Origin of the sequence: Labrenzia sp. R5_0 (assembly GCF_017743835.1) — a bacterium.
In the GTDB taxonomy this organism is placed as follows: Bacteria; Pseudomonadota; Alphaproteobacteria; order Rhizobiales; family Stappiaceae; genus Roseibium; species Roseibium algicola.
Genome location: NZ_JAGHRK010000004.1, coordinates 442746 through 459148 on the forward strand (window position 1 = coordinate 442746; position 16403 = coordinate 459148).

A 16403-nucleotide genomic window follows, 5' to 3' on the forward strand; every position below is an offset into this window, starting at 1 on the left:
ATCAGGTGCCCAGCAGGCCGGCATAAACACCCAGCGTGCGGGCGCACATGGTTTCGACCGAGAAATTCTGGCGGACATGGGCGAGAGCCCGGTCCGCCATTTTGTTTTTCTCGTCCACGTCCTGGCCCAACACACGGACAATGGCATCCGCCAGAGCCTGAGGGTCGCCCGGTGTCACCCGCCAGCCGGTGCGTTCGCTTTCGGCCGCATCGGGCGGGGAAAGGACGGTTTCAGGTACCGCCCCGAGGTTGGAGACGATTACAGGCACCCTTGCGGCCTGTGCTTCAACTGCCGCCCGGCCGAAGGCTTCCGGTTCGACAGAAGCAACAATCGCAATATCGGCCAATGCCATGGCGGCGGGAACGTCGGCGCAGTGACCGACGATGCGGACCTTGTCCTGCAGGCCGTTGTCTGCAATCAGCTTTTTCAACTCCGCCAGATATCCGTCACGACCCTGGGCGTCGCCCGCCAGAATGGCGATCGGGTCGGACGGCAGCCTGTCTTGCAGAAGCGCCATCGCCTCGATCACGACGCGCTGTCCCTTCCAGGCAGTCAGCCGGGCCATGTTGAGGAGTATCGGCCGTCCCGTCGGGATGCCCCACTGGTCCTTCAATGCCTGCAGCCGCAGGGCGCTGACATTGTCGGGTAGCAGGCCTTTCAGATCGGATCCGCGCTGGATGACGGTGATCTTGCCTTTTGCGAACGGGTGCCGGTCTTCGATCAGCCCGCATATGAAATGCGAATTGGCAATCACCGCATCCCCCCGCGCCATGACCGAATTGTACCAGCTCTTCAGTGCATTCGACTGGTTATAGGTGCCGTGGTAGGTGGTCACGAAAGGGGTTCTGGTGCGCCGTGCGGCCCAAAGGCACGACCATGCCGGAGCCCGGCTGCGAGCGTGAAGCAGGCTGACCTTGCGTGTGGTCACGATGTCCGCCAGCCTGGCTGCATTCTTCCAGAGGGTTGCCGGGTTCTTCGACTTGACGGGCAGGACAATGTGCTCCGCGCCAAGGGCTTCCAGTTCCGGCACCATCTGGCCGCCCTGGCTTGCAACGAGAGCCTTTCCGCCGGCTTCCACCACCGCTTTGGCAACGTCCAGCGTCGTGCGCTCGGCACCACCGGAGTTGAGATCCGGGATCACTTGCAAAATCGTGGTCTCAGAAGGCAGATGAACCAAATCGGATCTCCGGTGAACTGGTCAAGGCGGGGCGTCTGTGCCAAATGGCATGAACAGAAAACATCTATCAGAACGAGAGCCTTAATATGGGTGATTCCGAACCGCAATTCATCCAGATCGGAAAAAACGACGTGAAACGCCGGATTGCCGTGCGGAACGCGCCGGGTTCCGGGGCAAGTTCGTTACCCGGCATCTTGTGGTTGTCCGGGTTCAAGTCGGACATGTCCGGGACAAAAGCCGAGGCATTGGCCGAGGAAGGGGCACGAAACGGGCAGGGTGTGGTGCGGTTCGACTATTCCGGCCACGGCCTGTCGGGCGGCGATTTCGAAGATGCCTGCGTTTCCGACTGGCTGGAGGAAGCGCTAGCCGTTTTCGATGCTTGTTGCCCGGGCGAAACCGTGTTGGTCGGCTCCTCCATGGGCGGCTGGCTCGCCTTGTTGCTGGCGCTCGCCCGCAAGGACACAGGCCGCATCAAGGGGCTGGTTCTGATCGCTCCCGCGGTTGATTTTACCGAAGAGCTGATGTGGAAGCAGCGCTTTAGCGATGAGATCCGTGCCGCTATTCTTGCCGATGGCCGCTGGGAGCAGCCTTCAGCCTATAGCGACGCGCCCTATGTGATCACGCGCAAGCTGATCGAAGATGGCCGCAATCACCTTCTTTTAGGGGCGCCGCTTCATCTCGGCGCTCCCATCACGATCCTGCAGGGCGCGCAGGACCTGGATGTGCCGGAAAGCCATGCACGCCGACTGGTTGAGGCCTTGCCGCTGGACGATGTCACCTTTTCGCTGGTGCCGGATGGCGATCATCGTCTGTCCCGGCCGGAGGACATCGATCTTCTGTTGCGGGCCGTTGCGGACATGTCGGCCCGATAGGGGCCACACCCTAGACCGGCAGGGTTTCCCGGCCCTGTTTTTTCACCTTGTACCAAGCCCAGAAGAGACGGGCGGCAACGGCGCGGTGCGGTGTCCAGGCCTCGGCGATGACGTCGAGCTCTTTTGGTACCGGACGTTCTGCGAGGCCGAGGGACTCCTGAACCGCGACTTGCAAGGCCAGGTCACCGCTCGGGAAGACATCAGGATGTCCCGCGCAAAACAGCAGGAAGATATCCGCGGTCCAGCGGCCGATACCCTTTATCTCGCATAATGCGCGGTGGGCTTCATCCGCCGGCGCCTGTGCCAGATGAGCCAGGTCGAGACCATTGCCGCAAGCTTCCGTCAGCGCGCGCAAGGTCCGGATTTTCGGCCGGGACAGGCCGGCGCCTGCCAGTTCCTCGTCGGTGAAGGTTGCCAGGTTTTCTGCCGTCAGCGGCGCAATCAGCACCTGAAGGCGTGCGAAGATGGCAGCCGCGCTGGCAACCGACACCTGCTGTCCGGTGACAATCTGTGCAAGACCTTCAAAATCGGCCGCGCGTCGGCGCAAGGGGATCGGGCCTGCTGTTCCAGCAATTTCCTGCAGGCGCGGGTCGAGACGGATCAGTGCCTTGAGACCGGCTTCTATGTCTTCTTCGGTGGCAATCGGGGTCATGTCGGCGGGGCTTGTCCGGATATGTCTTGAACTGCCGGGCGATACTGTCTCTTGCGCGGCGGCTGGGGAATGATAGGTAGGACTTCACTCATCAGCCTGCTCCGCGTCAACAGCCTTTGCCGATCTCATGACCCAGCCCGTATTCCGCTTTGCTCCTTCACCCAATGGGCACTTGCATCTGGGGCATGCGCTTTCGGCTCTCCTGAATGCGCGTGCAGCTGTTGCGCTCAGTGGCCGGTTTCTCGTGCGGGTGGAAGACATCGACCAGACCCGGTGCACACCGGACCTGGAACGGGAGATGTTCGAGGATCTCGCCTGGTTGGGTGTGCCGCTCGATGAGCCCGTGTTGCGCCAATCGGAAAATTTTTCGCAATACCGGGCAGCCCTGGAAAAGTTGCAGGACATGGGCCTGGTTTATCCCGCCTATCTGACGCGTGCTGAAATCAAGGCGTTCGTGTCTGCCAAGGAAGCTAATGGAGAAAGCTGGCCGCGGGATCCTGACGGTGCGCCGCTTTATCCTGGCGATGCCGCGGTTCTTTCGGCGGAAGAGCTCAGGAGCCGGGCGGCCAGCGATGCGCCGTTCTCACTGCGTCTCGACATGCAGCGCGCCCTCGCGCAGATCGGAAGGGCGCTGTCGTGGCAGGAAACGGGGGCGGAAGGCGTAAGCCTGTTTGCCGAACCTGTCGCGGTGCCTGTCGAGGCGGCAGCGTGGGGTGATGTGATCCTTGCCCGCAAGGACACGCCGACGAGCTATCATCTGTCGGTGGTGGTCGATGATGCCAGGCAGGGCATCACCGATGTGCTGCGCGGACAGGACCTTTATCACGCAACCAGCGTGCACAGGGTCCTGCAGGAACTGCTCGGCCTGCCGTCACCGGTCTACCGGCATCACAGGCTCGTCCTGGGGGCGGACGGACGCAAGCTCTCGAAGTCCAGTAAGGACACCAGTCTCCGGTCGTTGCGTGAGGCCGGCATGACCCATGCCGAACTGCGCAAGAGGATCGGGCTCTAGCGCGTTCAGGGATTAGCGCAGGCTCATGCCGAACCAATGATCCAGGAACCAGATCCACAAGCTGGCTGTAACGATGGCGCAGAGCGTGGTCATGGTAATCGCATTTGCGGACATGGAATGGCCAGTGCCGTAGCGGTTGGCGAAAATATAGGCGTTCACACCTGTCGGGCAGCTGGCCGTCAAGGTCGCAACGGCTGTCCACAGAGGCGGCAGGTGGAACACGAAAGCCCCGAAACTAAAAACGACGATCGGCATGAGCAGCATCTTGATGATGCTGAGGATCAGTCCTGGCACGATATTGCCGCGCATGCCGTATTGCACGAGGCTCATGCCCAGTGACAGCAGTGACAACGGCAGCGCCGTGGCGGCGATGCGGCTGATAACGTCGAGACCGATCTCCGGCAGCTCCAGGCCTGTCTGCCGCCAGATAAAGGCGGCGACGATGGTGACGACGAGGGGGTTCTTCACCAGGCTTTTTCCGGCTCCCATCAACAGTTGGGAAATGGGAGGGGAGGCCGTGCCGTTGTCGATCGCAGCTGCCCTCTCCATCATCACCGCCATCAGCACTGTCATCGTGGCCAGGTGGATCGAGATGATCAGCAGCAGCGGGGCCAGGCCTTCGTCGCCGTATACCGAGGCGACCAGTGGCAGGCCGACCAGAATCGTGTTGGCGAAGGCGGCGGATATCCCGCCGATTGCGCTTGCCCGGGCATCGCGGCCGAAACCCTTGCGAATGATCAGCGATCCGAGCAGCCAGGCAAAGCCGACGCCGATAAAGTAGGTTGCCCAGAGCGCCAGCGGAACACCCGCGCTGAGGTCAGCGCCGATCAGCGATCGGAAGATCAGAACCGGGATCGCCACGATATAGACGAACTGCCCGAGTGCTTCGCTGATGCTCTGGTTCAGAATGCGGGTTTTGGCGAGACAGTAGCCAATGCCGATCAGCAGGAAAACCGGGGCGACGATCGTAAGTGTTTGAGCAAGCATCTATGCGGCAACCCAAAGGCTGTTTCCGGTTGATTTGGGACTGGGTGCAGGTGGATGCCGGTCTGGATGGACAGCGGCCACACGGCAAGGTAAGCAGAATTTCGACCAACTTGGCTTTTTGGCGCGTGTCTGGCAAGCCCGGTTGAGACCCATTCAGGCGAAGGATCTCCGGCCGCATGGCAAATCATGACGAGGACAGCGTCAAACTTGCGCTTCTGGCCCACGATCTCAGAACGCCGCTTGCCGCCATGCGCCTGACGGCGGAGCTGATCGGCACCGGTCCGCTGAACGGGACACAAAAAGATCAACTGTCGATCCTCATTCGCTCCATCGATGCACTTACGCAGATGACGGGCGAACTTGTCACGGCTGCCGAACCGGGATCGCAAGCGGAAACAAGACCCAGTCGGATCGCAGATGTCGTTTCGGAAATCGCCGACCTTTTCCAGGTCGCGGCCGAAGCAAAAAACCTGACCTTGACGCTGAAAATAGACGACGAGGCCCGCGAGGCGGTTACATCGAGTGGTGGGACACTGCGCCGGGTGATCACAACATTGCTGGACAATGCCGTCAAATACACTGCTGAGGGCGGGGTCACGGTTGAGGTTCGCGCAGCCGGCCACAAATCGGAGGATGCATCCGGTCAGGGTGATCCGTCCTCCATCCTGATTTCCGTTGCAGACAGCGGCCCCGGCATCGAGCCTGAGGAAGGTGCACGGCTGTTCCGGCCCTTCGTCCGGGGCCGGCACGGCCGGGAAACCGCGCCTGGAACGGGTCTTGGTCTTTGGGGGACGGCGCAGTTCGTCCGGGACATGAATGGCCGGTTGACACTGGCGCGTTCCGAGACCGGCGGCAGCCGGTTCAACGTGGAAATTCCGCTCGGTGAGGGCGATGACGGCCTGTTGCAGGCCGAGGCAGACCAGCATGGAACGTCGGAAACATCCGAGGATGCGTCTGTCACCGGGCCCTTGTCGGCGCATGTGCTTATTGTTGATGACAACGAGACCAATTGCCGTCTGCTGGCAGCGCTGCTGGAATCCTTCGGCATTTCGTCGGAGGCCGCCAGATCGGGCGAGCAGGCTGTCGGTCTCGTTCAAAAGAGCGACTTCGATGCCGCGTTGCTCGATCTGCACATGCCCGGCATGAGCGGTGTCGAAACGGCCGAGGCACTCCGCTCTCTGCGCCCGGACCTGCCGCTGATCGCCGTGACGGCGGCTCTGGAGTCTGTTGGCGACACGCGTTTGCGGGATGCAGGGTTCCGGGAAATCCTGACAAAGCCCCTGTCACCTGCCGCCCTTTTCGAGGCGATGAAACTGGCGAGCGGACGCAGAGCGGGCTGAGGGCCACACCTTACGGCCTCTATGCTGTCAGGACTGTTTCATCTCGGCGCAAGGTCAGAACCTCGACGCCATCGGCGGTAACGGCGACCGTGTGTTCGAACTGCGCCGACAGCTTGCCGTCTTTGGTCACAACCTTCCAGCCGTCCTCTTCGGTTGAAACTCGGCTGGTGCCCTGGTTGATCATCGGCTCGACGGTGAAGACCATGCCTTCGCGCAATCTCATGCCCGTACCGCGCCGTCCGAAATTCAGCACGTTGGGCTCCTCGTGCATTTCACGGCCGATGCCGTGCCCGCAATAGTCGCGCACCACCGAGTAGCCGTTCTTCTTGGCGTGTTTTTCGATTGCATGGCCGATATCGCCCAGATAGGCGCCCGGCTTTACCTGCTCGATCCCTTTCCACATCGCTTTCTGGGCAACACGCACCAGCCGCCTTGCGGCCGCACTGGCGTTTCCGACGACATAGGTCTTGCTGGAATCGGCAATGAAGCCATCCTTTTCGAGCGTGATATCCAGATTGATGATGTCGCCGTCGCGGATGATCTCGTTCCGGTCCGGAATGCCGTGGCAGACGACCTGGTTGATCGAGCAATTCAGCACAAATTCAAAGCCGTATTGACCCTTGCTGGCCGGACGGGCGGCAAGGTCCTCGGTTATGAAACGCTCCACCATGTCGTTGACGGCGAGTGTCGACATTCCGGCAAGGTCAACGCCATCGAGCATCTCGAAGACGGAGGCAAGCAACCTGCCCGAGTTGCGCATGAGTTCCAGTTCGTCCGGGGTCTTGACCATGTCAGGCAACCGCCGCATCTGCCGAGGGAGCCTGCGCTGCTTCGAGCTGCATCTTGATGATGTCGCTGAAGGACAGGGTCGGGTTTGCCTCGGCGAGCATGCCGATCTTCATCCAGAATTCGGCCTGCGCATTGATGGAGCGGCACATGACGGTGCTGGCTCGGCGGATTTCCTCGTGCAGACCCTCGTCGATCTTGACGATGCCCATGACTGTCTCCCGAAATGGCTGGTTATATGAAACGTATATGTTTCGTATATAGCCTTCGATCTCGGGTCCCGCAAGCCGGGTTTTGAGTTGGGATGTCGGATGAATGCGAGGCGGTCTTCAGGCGTCTGTTTCAACCAGGTTTCCGGCTGCCTCGAGGGCCTGTTCCAGCCGATCGTCGCCCCAGTAGAGGTCTCCGCCTGGAATGACGAAACTCGGTGCGCCGAAGATGCCGAGTTTCTCGGCTTCGGTAACGGCTGCGCGCAGACTTATCTTGTTTTCCCGGCTGTGGGCGGTCGACAGGGCCGTCCGGGCCGGAGCGCCGATTTCCAGCAGCAGTTCGGCCATCAGGCTTTCGTCGGCGATGTTCAGTCCCTGTCCGAATTCAGCGATGAAGACCGCACGGGTAAAGGCCCCTATCCAGGGCTGGTTCTGTGCTGCGTGTGCGATCCTGGCGGCCAGCAGTGCGTCCTGGGGAAAGGGAGACGGCAAGGTGAACGGCAGGCCGTATTGTCTGCAAAGCCTTTCCATGTCGCGCCACATGTAGTGGCCCTTGGCGGGATACAGGTTGAAGGGAGAGGTTGGCCAGCCCTGCTTCTTGAATATCGGACCGAGCAAAAATGGCCGCCAGGCGATCTCAACGCCATAGTCGCTTGCAAGCGTTTCGATCCGCATGGCCGAGAGATAGCTGTAGGTGGATGCAAACTCGTACCAGAATTCCACCACCGGTTTCCGGTCCTGCCGCAATGACACTATATTCGTGCCGGTAGGGGCCGCAGGCGGCTGACTGTTTTTCACATTCCGCATCTCCGCAAAATCTGAACCGGCCGGTTTCAGGAAGGGATTGGATCGGGCAATTGGATGCGTTAAAGAGCAGCCATGATGCAAACCCAGCCCCAGCAGCATAATCCCAAGACCGGACTGAGCAAACTATCCATCTGGTGCATTAACCATTCGATGGTGTGCGTTGGGCTCTATATCTGCCTTGTGTCCCTGTTCTTTCTGGCCTTTCCCGGCGTCGATCTCTGGGCGAGCGGGCTTTTCCATTTTGGCGATGAGGGCTTCAAGGCCGAGAACGTCGCGTTCTTGCGCGATGTCCGGCACCTTGGACCGTTTCTTGTCCGGGTGATCGCGATCGTCTGCGTGGCGGTTCTGCTCATCAAGCTGCTGGTGCCGGGCCGTCAGCCGCTAATGCCACTGCGTCAGCCGGTGTTCCTGCTGTCGACGCTGATCCTTGGACCAGGGGTTCTGGTCAACCTGATCCTGAAAGACAACTGGGGCCGCCCGCGGCCCCGCAATGTCGAGATCTTCGGTGGGGATCTGCCGTACCAGCCGGTCTGGAAAATCTCGAACTATTGCGACAGCAACTGTTCGTTTGTGTCCGGGGAAGGGTCGGCTGCCATGTGGCTGGTGGCGGCAATTACCTTGCTGGTGCCCGCAACCTGGCGCAAAGGCGCACTCGTCTTTCTGATCCCGCTCGGCCTGATCCTGTCAGCCAATCGGGTGGCTTTCGGCGGGCACTTCCTGTCCGATACGCTGTTGTCCTGGGGCGTGACGCTGCTCCTGATCCTGGCGATCCACCATCTGCTTTATCGCAAGACCCCACCGCTGGTGAGCGATCGCCAGCTTGACGAGTGGTTCACCGTGAAGGGGCGGCGCTTGCAGCGGGTGTTGCAACGGCTGGCGGTTCGGGTCCGACGGGCACTTCGCGGCATCGGTCGCGTTTTTGCCGAACGCTGACAAACACCCTACTTCTTGCGTGGTCTTGTGCGTTTCAGGATGCGGGCAAAGCGCAAGGGCGAGCGGTCTTCCACCCAGGTAATGGCATCGTTGAGCGGCGGCGTCTTGCGTCTTCGGCTGCGCAGCATGCGTGCCGCACTCCGGTTCGTGCCGACAATGACAATCATGCCGAGCGCAAGCAGGGGGACGCCGGTCGGGATCGGCAGCCAGACCGTTACCAGCCCGGCCAGGATCAGCGCGGCCGCAAGAGACCACCACAGAATTTTCATTTTGGTGCCAAGGAAGTCGTGCAGATCAGACACCCATACACCGGTGTCTGAGACGGATTTATGAACCCGTGCCCGGCAATCCCCGGCTTGTCGTGTGGTCAAGCAGCGTGCCTGGCTTTGTCAGGCGCTCGTCATCAGGTCCTGAAAGAGACGTTGACCACCAGTGCGCACGAGCTGGTACACCTGTTCAAAGCCGTCCGGGCCGCCGTAATAGGGATCGGGAACATCCTGCGGCGGTCTGTTCAAAAGCAATCGTAGCCGGGGGCTGCTCGCTCCGCCCATGCGCTTGAGGGCCGCGAGATTGTCCCTGTCCATGGCGACGATGGTGTCGAAGCGGCGGAAATCATCTGCCCGCACCTGCCGTGCCCTTTGGGCGGAGATATCGACCTCATGCCGCGCGGCTATCTCGATGGAGCGTGGGTCCGGTGGATTGCCGATGTGCCAGGCACCGGTTCCCGCGCTATCGACCACGAAACTGTCTGCCAGTCCAGCCTCCTGCACAATGTCCCGGAAGACGCCTTCCGCAAGTGGCGACCGGCAGATGTTGCCAAGGCAAACGAAGAGGACGGCGTGGGGCAAGCGGGTTATCCTTGAAACAGGCGCCAAGCGGATGCTGGCAGCCCGCCATTGGGCTGACACAGAACTGGATTAGGTGCACGGCAGGCAGACGGCTCGTTTTCGAGCCGGGCCGTTACGCAAAACAGGAGGACCAGATGGTTGAACGACTGAAGCCGGAAGACCGCGCCGCCGGATTGAACGATCTGCCGGGCTGGCACATGTGCGAAGACCGGGAGGCGATATCGAAATCCTTCAAGTTTCACAACTTCCGCGAAGCCTTTGCCTTCATGACCCAGATCGCGCTGGTGGCGGAAAAGATGAACCACCATCCCGAATGGTTCAATGTCTATCGCAGTGTCGATATCACCCTGTCGACCCATGACGTTGGCGGTCTCAGCAAACTGGACCTCCAGCTTGCGGCGGATATCGACAAGATTGCCGGCAAGATGCAGTGACGCTTCAAGCCGGGTGCTGATCGTTTGTTGATCTAGCCGCCCTTGGTCAGCACGAAACGGTGGCCGCCCTCTATGCGCTCTGCTTCCAGCAAGGTATGGCCCTGCTCGTTGCAGAAATGGGGAATGTCGATTTCCGCCATCGGGTCCGTGGTCAAAACGGTCAGTTGCTCGCCGCTGGATAACCGGGTGAGGGCCTTGCGGGTCTTGAGCACGGGCAGCGGGCATTTCAGGCCCTTCAGATCGAGTGTCGTTCCGGTCGTCAACAAAGTCTCCGTTTCAGGGGCGCCGGTGGCGGGTCGAAATTTCTTCCCTTTGTTGGCCATTCATACAAGATTAGGAAGTCAAAACTAGCCTGATTTGCCGGTGTCATCGGGGTACAGGGATGAAAACCGTTCCAGACTTGAGGCCAGGTAGGTCCGGTTCCGGATTGACGGCTGTCGCAATAGCGCACCCGCAATCCGCCGGCAGGGTTTAACTGCGAGAAACGGCTTTTTCAAAGGTGCGGGACGATTGCATGGTGCAGGAATGAAAGCAGGACTCCGGAGCGCAATCATGCTTGCGGCCGCGGCCCTGTCGCTTGTTGCCGGCCCGGCAAAGGCAGACCCAGCCGAAATCCAGTTCGTCACCCAGAGTTTCGCACCGCTGCAATGGGACAACGCGGGCAAGCCGGACGGTTATGTCACGGCCTATATGCTCGAAGTTGCCAGGCGGGTCGGGGAAACAATCCCGCTGAAGATCGGCGCTTACGAATTCCTGCCTTGGAAGCGGGCAATGCTCCTGGCCGAAACCATGCCGAATGTGCTTTTTTTCTCGCTGTCGCGAACGCCGGAGCGAGAAGATAAATTCATCTGGCTGGGCGAGGTCTCGCCCTATGGGCAGAATTTCTACCAGCTCTCGACCAGACCGAGGATCGAAGCCGACACGGTCGAGGACCTGCGTGATCAGAAGGTGCGGATCGGTGTTCAGGACGGCTCCAATCTTCTGTCCCACCTCAAACAGCTCGGGTTCGAGAAAACCGGGAACCTGATGCCGATCACCGATTTTCACCAAGGTATCGAGATGCTTTACCTGGAGCGGATCGATGTGCTGCCGCTGACTGGGTTCCTGGCAGAGGCGAGCGCCTGCAAGCAGGGATATGACGGCAGCCTGCTGCAGCCGGTGGTCTTTGTCGAAGCACTTGCCAACCCGCTGTGGGCCGTGTTCAGCCAGGGGACGGATCCCGCGCTGGTCGAGGCGTTCAGGCAGGAAATGACCGCCCTGAAGGACAGTGGCTTTCTGGATGCCCAGACACGGCAACACCAGGTCAACTGGCAGACATTGGCCTGCGGCGCGTTGACAGCGGGCAAGTGAAGCTGGCAGGAACGGATCGCACCCCTTCCACTCCTTCATCTCCGGAAATTGCCGCCATGACAGACCAGCCGATCACCTCCCTCGACGTTCTCGATTTCTGGTGGAACGCCGGGCCGGCGAAATGGTTCGCAAAGGACGACAAGTTCGACAAGTTGTGCCGGGACAGGTTCCTGGCCGCTATCGAGAATGCGGCTGAGGGCAAGCTCGATGGTTGGGCGGATACGGCCGATGGTGCGCTCGCGCTCCTGATCCTGCTTGACCAGTTTCCGCGCAATGTCTTCCGCGGCAGCCCCAAGGCTTTCCGGGCGGACCCGAAGGCCGTAGAGGTCGCCGAAAAAGCGCTTGATCGTGGTTTTGACAGGGCGTTTCCCAAGGAGGCGCGCGGCTTTTTCTACCTGCCGTTCGAGCACGCAGAAGACATGGCGCACCAGGAAAGGTCTGTTGACCTGTGCCGCGTCCTTGGCGACACGGAACTCTATCACTACGCGCTGATCCACCTCGACGTCATCCGCCGCTTCGGCCGCTTTCCGCATCGCAATGCCGTTCTCGGCCGGCAATCGACACCGGAAGAAATCGCCTATCTGGAAAGCGGCGGCTTCTCAGCCTGAGGATCTGCCCGGGAGCTGCTTCTGCGGTTGAGGCATTGACCGAGTTGCCATGTCTTCAGGACGGCCTTCGGAAGCCGTCCCGACGCAGCATGCGGTCTGCTTACTGATTGGAAGCACCGCTCAAGCCGTCATACATTGCATGCATCAGATGATGCGCGGCCTCCGGATTACCGAAGACCGGAAATTGCGGGGAGAGGTCGCCCCGACGGCTGTCTTTCTGTGCGTCATAGACCAGATTGCCGCCTTTCACTGTCCCTTCGATCTTTATCCCGGCCAGCTTCTCCGGATCGATCGCCGTCGGGTCTTCGGACAGCAGAACGAAATCGGCCAGCTTGCCGACTTCGATCGACCCCTTGTCGTTTTCCTCGAATTGTTGCCACGCGGGCCAGATGGTCATGGCTTTCAAGGCGGTCATGACGTCTACCCGCTGGCTCGGGCCGAGGATGTCGCCCGAACGGGTGCGCCGTGTGACCGTCGCTGAGAGAATACGCATGCTGTCCGGGAAGGCGACGGGAGCATCGTGATGGGAGCCGAACTTCATGCCGCGTTCGCGCACCCAGCCAGTTGGCGAAATATTGTCCGCGTTCACCGGGCCAACCGTGTGGTCTCGGTGCCAATCGCCCCAGTAGAAGGTGTGCATGGGAAACAGGGACATGAAGACGCCAAGCCGCTTGTAGCTGTCCACCTGGTCTTCACGCAGAAACTGGCCGTGGATGAGCACCGGCCGGTTGCCGGGGTCTCCATATTTTTTCTGGGCCGCGCCAATGGCGGCAATCAGCATGTCGGAGGCGCCTTCGCCATTGGCATGCGTGATAATCTGGATGCCGTTTTCGTAGCACCAGTTCACGGCGTCCTGAACCTTTTCCATCGTCACCGACGCATAACCGGCATAACCGGGAGGATAATCGCCGACGGGATCGTAGTAAGGCCGGTCTCGCAAGGCGGTAAAGCCTTGTGGCGAGCCATCGATTGTCAGCTTGCATCCGCCCACGCGCACTTTGCCTTCGTAGTCGCGCGAAACATGCTGGGCGATGTATTCCTTCGCTTCGAGCACGTCGGGATAGGCGATAACGTCCACCGGAAGGCCCTTGTCCGCGTCCACCGCCTTCAAGGCTTCGACCACCGCCCCGGAAGAGCGGCCATCCTGTGCGGTCGTATATCCGTAGCGCATCCAGAGGTCTGCTCCGGCTTCTGCGAAAGCAGACAGTCCTTCCGGCCCCAGAGTTCCGAGCAGCGGGATGAGCACATTGAAAAAGGCATATTCTTCAAGAACGCCATTGGGAGTTCCATCCGAAGAGCGCTGAATGACACCGCCTTCCGGATTTTCGGTCGAAGCGGTGATCCCTGCGAGTTCGAGCGCCTTGGAATTGGCAACACCGAGGTGGCCTGACTGATGCACGATCACGATCGGGACTTCCGTCGAGACCGCGTCGAGATCCTCACGTGTCGGATGGCGGAGTTCGGCCAGTTGTGCGTTGTCGTAGCCGAAGCCGATGATCATCTTCACCTTGTCGACTGTCGCAGCGTTCTTCTCCGCCCAGGCTTTCAGCGTTGCCTGCAAGCTGGCGATATCCGTGACGTTGCCATCCGGCGGCGCAAGCAAGTTCGCCGAAAGGGCCTGAATTCCGCCCATGACCACGTGTCCGTGGCTATCTACGAACCCCGGTAGCATCGTCCGGCCGTTCAAATCGAACGCCTCCGTCGTTTCGCCCTTAAAGGTCGAAATATCGGCCAACGTTCCTGCCGCCAGTATTCGCCCGTCTTTCACCGCGACGGCTTCAACCTTGGGCTGGCCGTCATTGATGGTCAGGATGGGACCGCCGGAATAGATGGTGTCGGCCACGTCCTGCGCGTTCGCAAGACCCGGCAAGAACGAAAGGGCGATGGCCGCTAGCTTGGCACTGTGTCTCATTTCAGCCTCTGCCGGTTGGTCCGTTGGGATGGGGTCATTGAAAATGGCAAAGCAACTAATGGCTGCATCTGCCAGGGTTGCGTCTGAAAAGTATACTCCAGGATCCCGAACAAGCTCGAACTTATTCGATGTGGCGGCCTTTTCTCTGGGGAGGGGGGAAACAGGCGTGCAGCGCCAATTCTCCACCTGGAACTTGAGATACGGATTGTGCCTCCGCACTAAGGCAGTAGCTGCTTTCGCGGCGGGCTGCCGCCGCAGTGGCGAAGCACGGCCATTTGCACTGCCGTAACTTTGTTGACCGGGTCAGGTGCCGCATTTTTATGCGAGGAGCGATTGCCGGTCTTTTGTGCACAATTTTTAACCCTCAAAGTATGCGATGTGCAAAAAATGGGCAGAAAAACTGCCTGAAAAGCCGCCATCCCATTTATGTCACAAAGTTGGCTCTGGCGTTTTTTGCACTGCAAAACCGCGGGATTCCGCGAAAGACTCTCCGAAAAAGCCAAGTTGGCACGGTCCTTGATTAGTAAGAGCCGACACCGGCCCGGGGCCACGACACGTGGTGAAGCCGAAGACCTGAGAAGATCCTTCCAGAGGGGGACAGAACCAGGCGCAGTTTCCGGGGTGGTAGGCCGAGCTTCTTCGACGGGAAGGGGCGCTAAGAAGGGGAATGGAACGAGCAATGAAAATAGTGATGGCCATCATCAAGCCGTTCAAGCTCGACGAAGTGCGCGATGCCTTGACCAGCATCGGCATCCAGGGGCTGACGGTGACTGAAGTGAAGGGCTATGGCCGCCAGAAGGGGCACACCGAAATCTATCGCGGCACCGAGTATGCCGTCAGCTTCCTGCCGAAGCTGAAGATTGAAGTCGCTGTGGATGCCGCCTCCGTCGACAAGGTCGTCGAAGTGATTTCCGGCGCTGCCAAGACCGGCCAGATCGGGGATGGGAAGATCTTCGTTCATTCGATCGATCAGGTCGTGCGCATCCGTACCGGCGAAACCGACGCCGAAGCTCTGTGATTTAGGTAAGGAAACGTATCATGAAAAAACTAGTCGCTAAGGGCGCGACGGCGCTGGCTCTGCTGAGCCTTACGGCTCTGCCGGTGCTTGCGCAGGATACCGAGGCTGCCGCTGCAGCTCCAGCCGCAGTCTCTCCCGAGGTTGCCTATATCTTCAATACGCTGCTGTTCCTCATCGGTGGTTTCCTGGTCATGTGGATGGCCGCCGGCTTCGCAATGCTTGAAGCAGGTCTCGTCCGCTCCAAGAACGTTTCGATGCAGTGCCTGAAGAACATTACGCTCTACGCCATCGCTGGCCTGATGTTCTGGATCACCGGCTACAACCTGATGTACACCGGCGTTGACGGCGGTTTCATGGGTTCCTTCGGTCCTTACGCGTTTGACGCCGTCGGCGGCGACGCACTCGACACCGGTTACTCCACGGCGTCCGACTGGTTCTTCCAGATGGTCTTCTGTGCGACCACCGCGTCGATCGTGTCCGGTACGCTCGCCGAGCGCATCAAACTGTGGCCTTTCCTGGCTTTCACCGTTGTCCTGACGGGCATCATCTACCCGATCACCGGTTCCTGGGAATGGGGCGGCGGCTGGCTCAACGGCGAAGCCGTGAAGGCTATCGGCGGCGCTGAGTTCTCCGACTTTGCCGGTTCCACTCTCGTTCACTCCGTCGGTGGCTGGGCTGCTCTGGCCGGTGCGGTTATCCTCGGTGCCCGTAAAGGCAAGTATGGTGCGGATGGCTCCGTGCACCCGTTCCCGGGTTCCTCCATGCCGCTCGCAACCCTCGGCACGTTCATCCTGTGGCTGGGTTGGTTCGGCTTCAACGGTGCGTCCCAGCTCGCTATGGGTTCCATCGGTGACGTCTCCGACATCTCCCGCATCTTCGCCAACACCAACATGGCTGCTGCTGCCGGTGTCGTCGTCGCGGTTGTTCTCACCCAGATCCTCTACAAGAAGGTCGACGTGACCATGGCTCTGAACGGCGCTCTGGCAGGTCTGGTTGCCATCACCGCAGAACCGCTTGCCCCGAGCGTATGGGTTTCCGTCTTCGTCGGCGGCGTCGGTGGCGTGATCGTGGTCTTCGCGGTTCCGATGCTCGACAAGCTGAAAATCGACGACGTCGTTGGCGCCATCCCGGTTCACCTGCTGGCAGGTATCTGGGGCACGCTCATCGTACCGCTGTCCAACTCCGACGCTTCCTACGTCACCCAGCTGATCGGTATCGTTTCCATCGGTGCGTTCACCCTGGTCGTAAGCTCGGTGATCTGGTTCGTCCTCAAGGCCACCATGGGTATCCGGGTGTCCGAGGAAGAAGAGGCCCTTGGTCTCGACAAGGTCGAAATCGGTGTGGAAGCCTATCCGGAATTCGGAACCGGCTCCGGCCGCCTCTAAGGCGGCACCGACAAAAATCTCCCAGGCGGTCTATTGGCTCAGACCGCAAACTTGGAAAGCCCGGGGGCAACCC

Annotated in this window: 19 protein-coding genes; 9 read left to right on the forward strand and 10 right to left on the reverse strand. The window is 60.2% G+C overall.

The window, feature by feature from the left end:
* Window position 1: 1 nt before the first annotated feature.
* Window positions 2-1177, reverse strand: a complete 1176-nt coding sequence (locus J7447_RS21980; protein WP_353653808.1) for a glycosyltransferase family 4 protein — start codon at window positions 1175-1177, stop codon at window positions 2-4.
* Window positions 1178-1263: 86 nt separating this feature from the next.
* Here J7447_RS21980 and J7447_RS21985 point away from each other — a divergent pair, with 86 nt between their 5' ends.
* Complete coding sequence (locus J7447_RS21985) at window positions 1264-2049, forward strand: alpha/beta hydrolase (RefSeq protein WP_209170977.1); 786 nt, start codon at window positions 1264-1266, stop codon at window positions 2047-2049.
* 10 nt (window positions 2050-2059) lie between these two features.
* Here the strand turns inward: J7447_RS21985 and J7447_RS21990 are convergent, their stop codons facing one another.
* A complete protein-coding gene (locus tag J7447_RS21990) occupies window positions 2060-2701 on the reverse strand; it encodes a DNA-3-methyladenine glycosylase 2 family protein (protein WP_209170978.1) in 642 nt (213 codons plus the stop codon).
* A gap of 127 nt (window positions 2702-2828) precedes the next feature.
* Here J7447_RS21990 and gluQRS point away from each other — a divergent pair, with 127 nt between their 5' ends.
* On the forward strand, window positions 2829-3713 hold the full coding sequence (gluQRS, locus tag J7447_RS21995; protein WP_209170979.1) for a tRNA glutamyl-Q(34) synthetase GluQRS: 885 nt from the start codon (window positions 2829-2831) through the stop codon (window positions 3711-3713).
* A gap of 12 nt (window positions 3714-3725) precedes the next feature.
* On the opposite strand, the gene J7447_RS22000 is transcribed toward gluQRS, so the two are convergent.
* The gene (locus J7447_RS22000; protein ID WP_023002711.1) at window positions 3726-4700 is read right to left on the reverse strand and encodes an AEC family transporter; all 975 of its coding nucleotides are present in this window, start codon (window positions 4698-4700) and stop codon (window positions 3726-3728) included.
* 176 nt (window positions 4701-4876) lie between these two features.
* On the opposite strand from J7447_RS22000, the gene J7447_RS22005 reads away from it, so the two are divergent.
* Window positions 4877-6040 (forward strand): response regulator, encoded by a 1164-nt coding sequence (locus J7447_RS22005; RefSeq protein ID WP_209170980.1) that lies wholly within the window; start codon window positions 4877-4879, stop codon window positions 6038-6040.
* A 19-nt stretch (window positions 6041-6059) separates the two neighbouring features.
* On the opposite strand, the gene map is transcribed toward J7447_RS22005, so the two are convergent.
* The 3 genes from map to J7447_RS22020 form a co-directional block, all read right to left on the reverse strand.
* Entirely contained in the window at window positions 6060-6830 is a 771-nt protein-coding gene (gene map, locus J7447_RS22010) for a type I methionyl aminopeptidase (protein ID WP_209170981.1), read from the reverse strand.
* Window position 6831: 1 nt separating this feature from the next.
* Window positions 6832-7038 carry a ParD-like family protein gene (locus J7447_RS22015; RefSeq protein WP_023002714.1) on the reverse strand — a complete coding sequence of 69 codons (207 nt, stop codon included), beginning with the start codon at window positions 7036-7038 and terminating at the stop codon, window positions 6832-6834.
* Between the two features lie 117 nt (window positions 7039-7155).
* Window positions 7156-7758 (reverse strand): 2-hydroxychromene-2-carboxylate isomerase, encoded by a 603-nt coding sequence (locus J7447_RS22020; protein ID WP_230057619.1) that lies wholly within the window; start codon window positions 7756-7758, stop codon window positions 7156-7158.
* Window positions 7759-7914: 156 nt separating this feature from the next.
* Between J7447_RS22020 and J7447_RS22025 the strand changes: the two genes are divergently transcribed.
* Window positions 7915-8775 (forward strand): phosphatase PAP2 family protein, encoded by an 861-nt coding sequence (locus tag J7447_RS22025; protein WP_209170982.1) that lies wholly within the window; start codon window positions 7915-7917, stop codon window positions 8773-8775.
* Window positions 8776-8783: 8 nt separating this feature from the next.
* On the opposite strand, the gene J7447_RS22030 is transcribed toward J7447_RS22025, so the two are convergent.
* Entirely contained in the window at window positions 8784-9044 is a 261-nt protein-coding gene (locus tag J7447_RS22030) for a hypothetical protein (protein WP_023002717.1), read from the reverse strand.
* 120 nt (window positions 9045-9164) lie between these two features.
* On the reverse strand, window positions 9165-9632 hold the full coding sequence (locus J7447_RS22035; RefSeq protein WP_208993542.1) for a low molecular weight protein-tyrosine-phosphatase: 468 nt from the start codon (window positions 9630-9632) through the stop codon (window positions 9165-9167).
* A gap of 125 nt (window positions 9633-9757) precedes the next feature.
* Here J7447_RS22035 and J7447_RS22040 point away from each other — a divergent pair, with 125 nt between their 5' ends.
* Window positions 9758-10057 carry a 4a-hydroxytetrahydrobiopterin dehydratase gene (locus J7447_RS22040; protein ID WP_023002719.1) on the forward strand — a complete coding sequence of 100 codons (300 nt, stop codon included), beginning with the start codon at window positions 9758-9760 and terminating at the stop codon, window positions 10055-10057.
* Window positions 10058-10089: 32 nt separating this feature from the next.
* Here the strand turns inward: J7447_RS22040 and J7447_RS22045 are convergent, their stop codons facing one another.
* A complete protein-coding gene (locus tag J7447_RS22045; RefSeq protein ID WP_055660494.1) occupies window positions 10090-10323 on the reverse strand; it encodes a sulfurtransferase TusA family protein in 234 nt (77 codons plus the stop codon).
* 286 nt (window positions 10324-10609) lie between these two features.
* On the opposite strand from J7447_RS22045, the gene J7447_RS22050 reads away from it, so the two are divergent.
* Together J7447_RS22050 and J7447_RS22055 are read left to right on the forward strand one after the other, a co-directional pair.
* A complete protein-coding gene (locus J7447_RS22050) occupies window positions 10610-11407 on the forward strand; it encodes an ABC transporter substrate-binding protein (protein ID WP_209170983.1) in 798 nt (265 codons plus the stop codon).
* Window positions 11408-11463: 56 nt separating this feature from the next.
* Window positions 11464-12015: a DUF924 family protein gene (locus tag J7447_RS22055; RefSeq protein ID WP_209170984.1), complete on the forward strand. Its 552-nt coding sequence runs from the start codon at window positions 11464-11466 to the stop codon at window positions 12013-12015.
* A 100-nt stretch (window positions 12016-12115) separates the two neighbouring features.
* Here the strand turns inward: J7447_RS22055 and J7447_RS22060 are convergent, their stop codons facing one another.
* A complete protein-coding gene (locus J7447_RS22060) occupies window positions 12116-13927 on the reverse strand; it encodes an amidohydrolase family protein (protein WP_209170985.1) in 1812 nt (603 codons plus the stop codon).
* Between the two features lie 679 nt (window positions 13928-14606).
* Here J7447_RS22060 and J7447_RS22065 point away from each other — a divergent pair.
* Window positions 14607-14945 (forward strand): P-II family nitrogen regulator, encoded by a 339-nt coding sequence (locus tag J7447_RS22065; RefSeq protein ID WP_006938248.1) that lies wholly within the window; start codon window positions 14607-14609, stop codon window positions 14943-14945.
* Between the two features lie 20 nt (window positions 14946-14965).
* Window positions 14966-16330, forward strand: coding sequence for an ammonium transporter (locus tag J7447_RS22070; RefSeq protein WP_055659930.1), 1365 nt, complete (start codon window positions 14966-14968; stop codon window positions 16328-16330).
* Window positions 16331-16403: the final 73 nt, after the last annotated feature.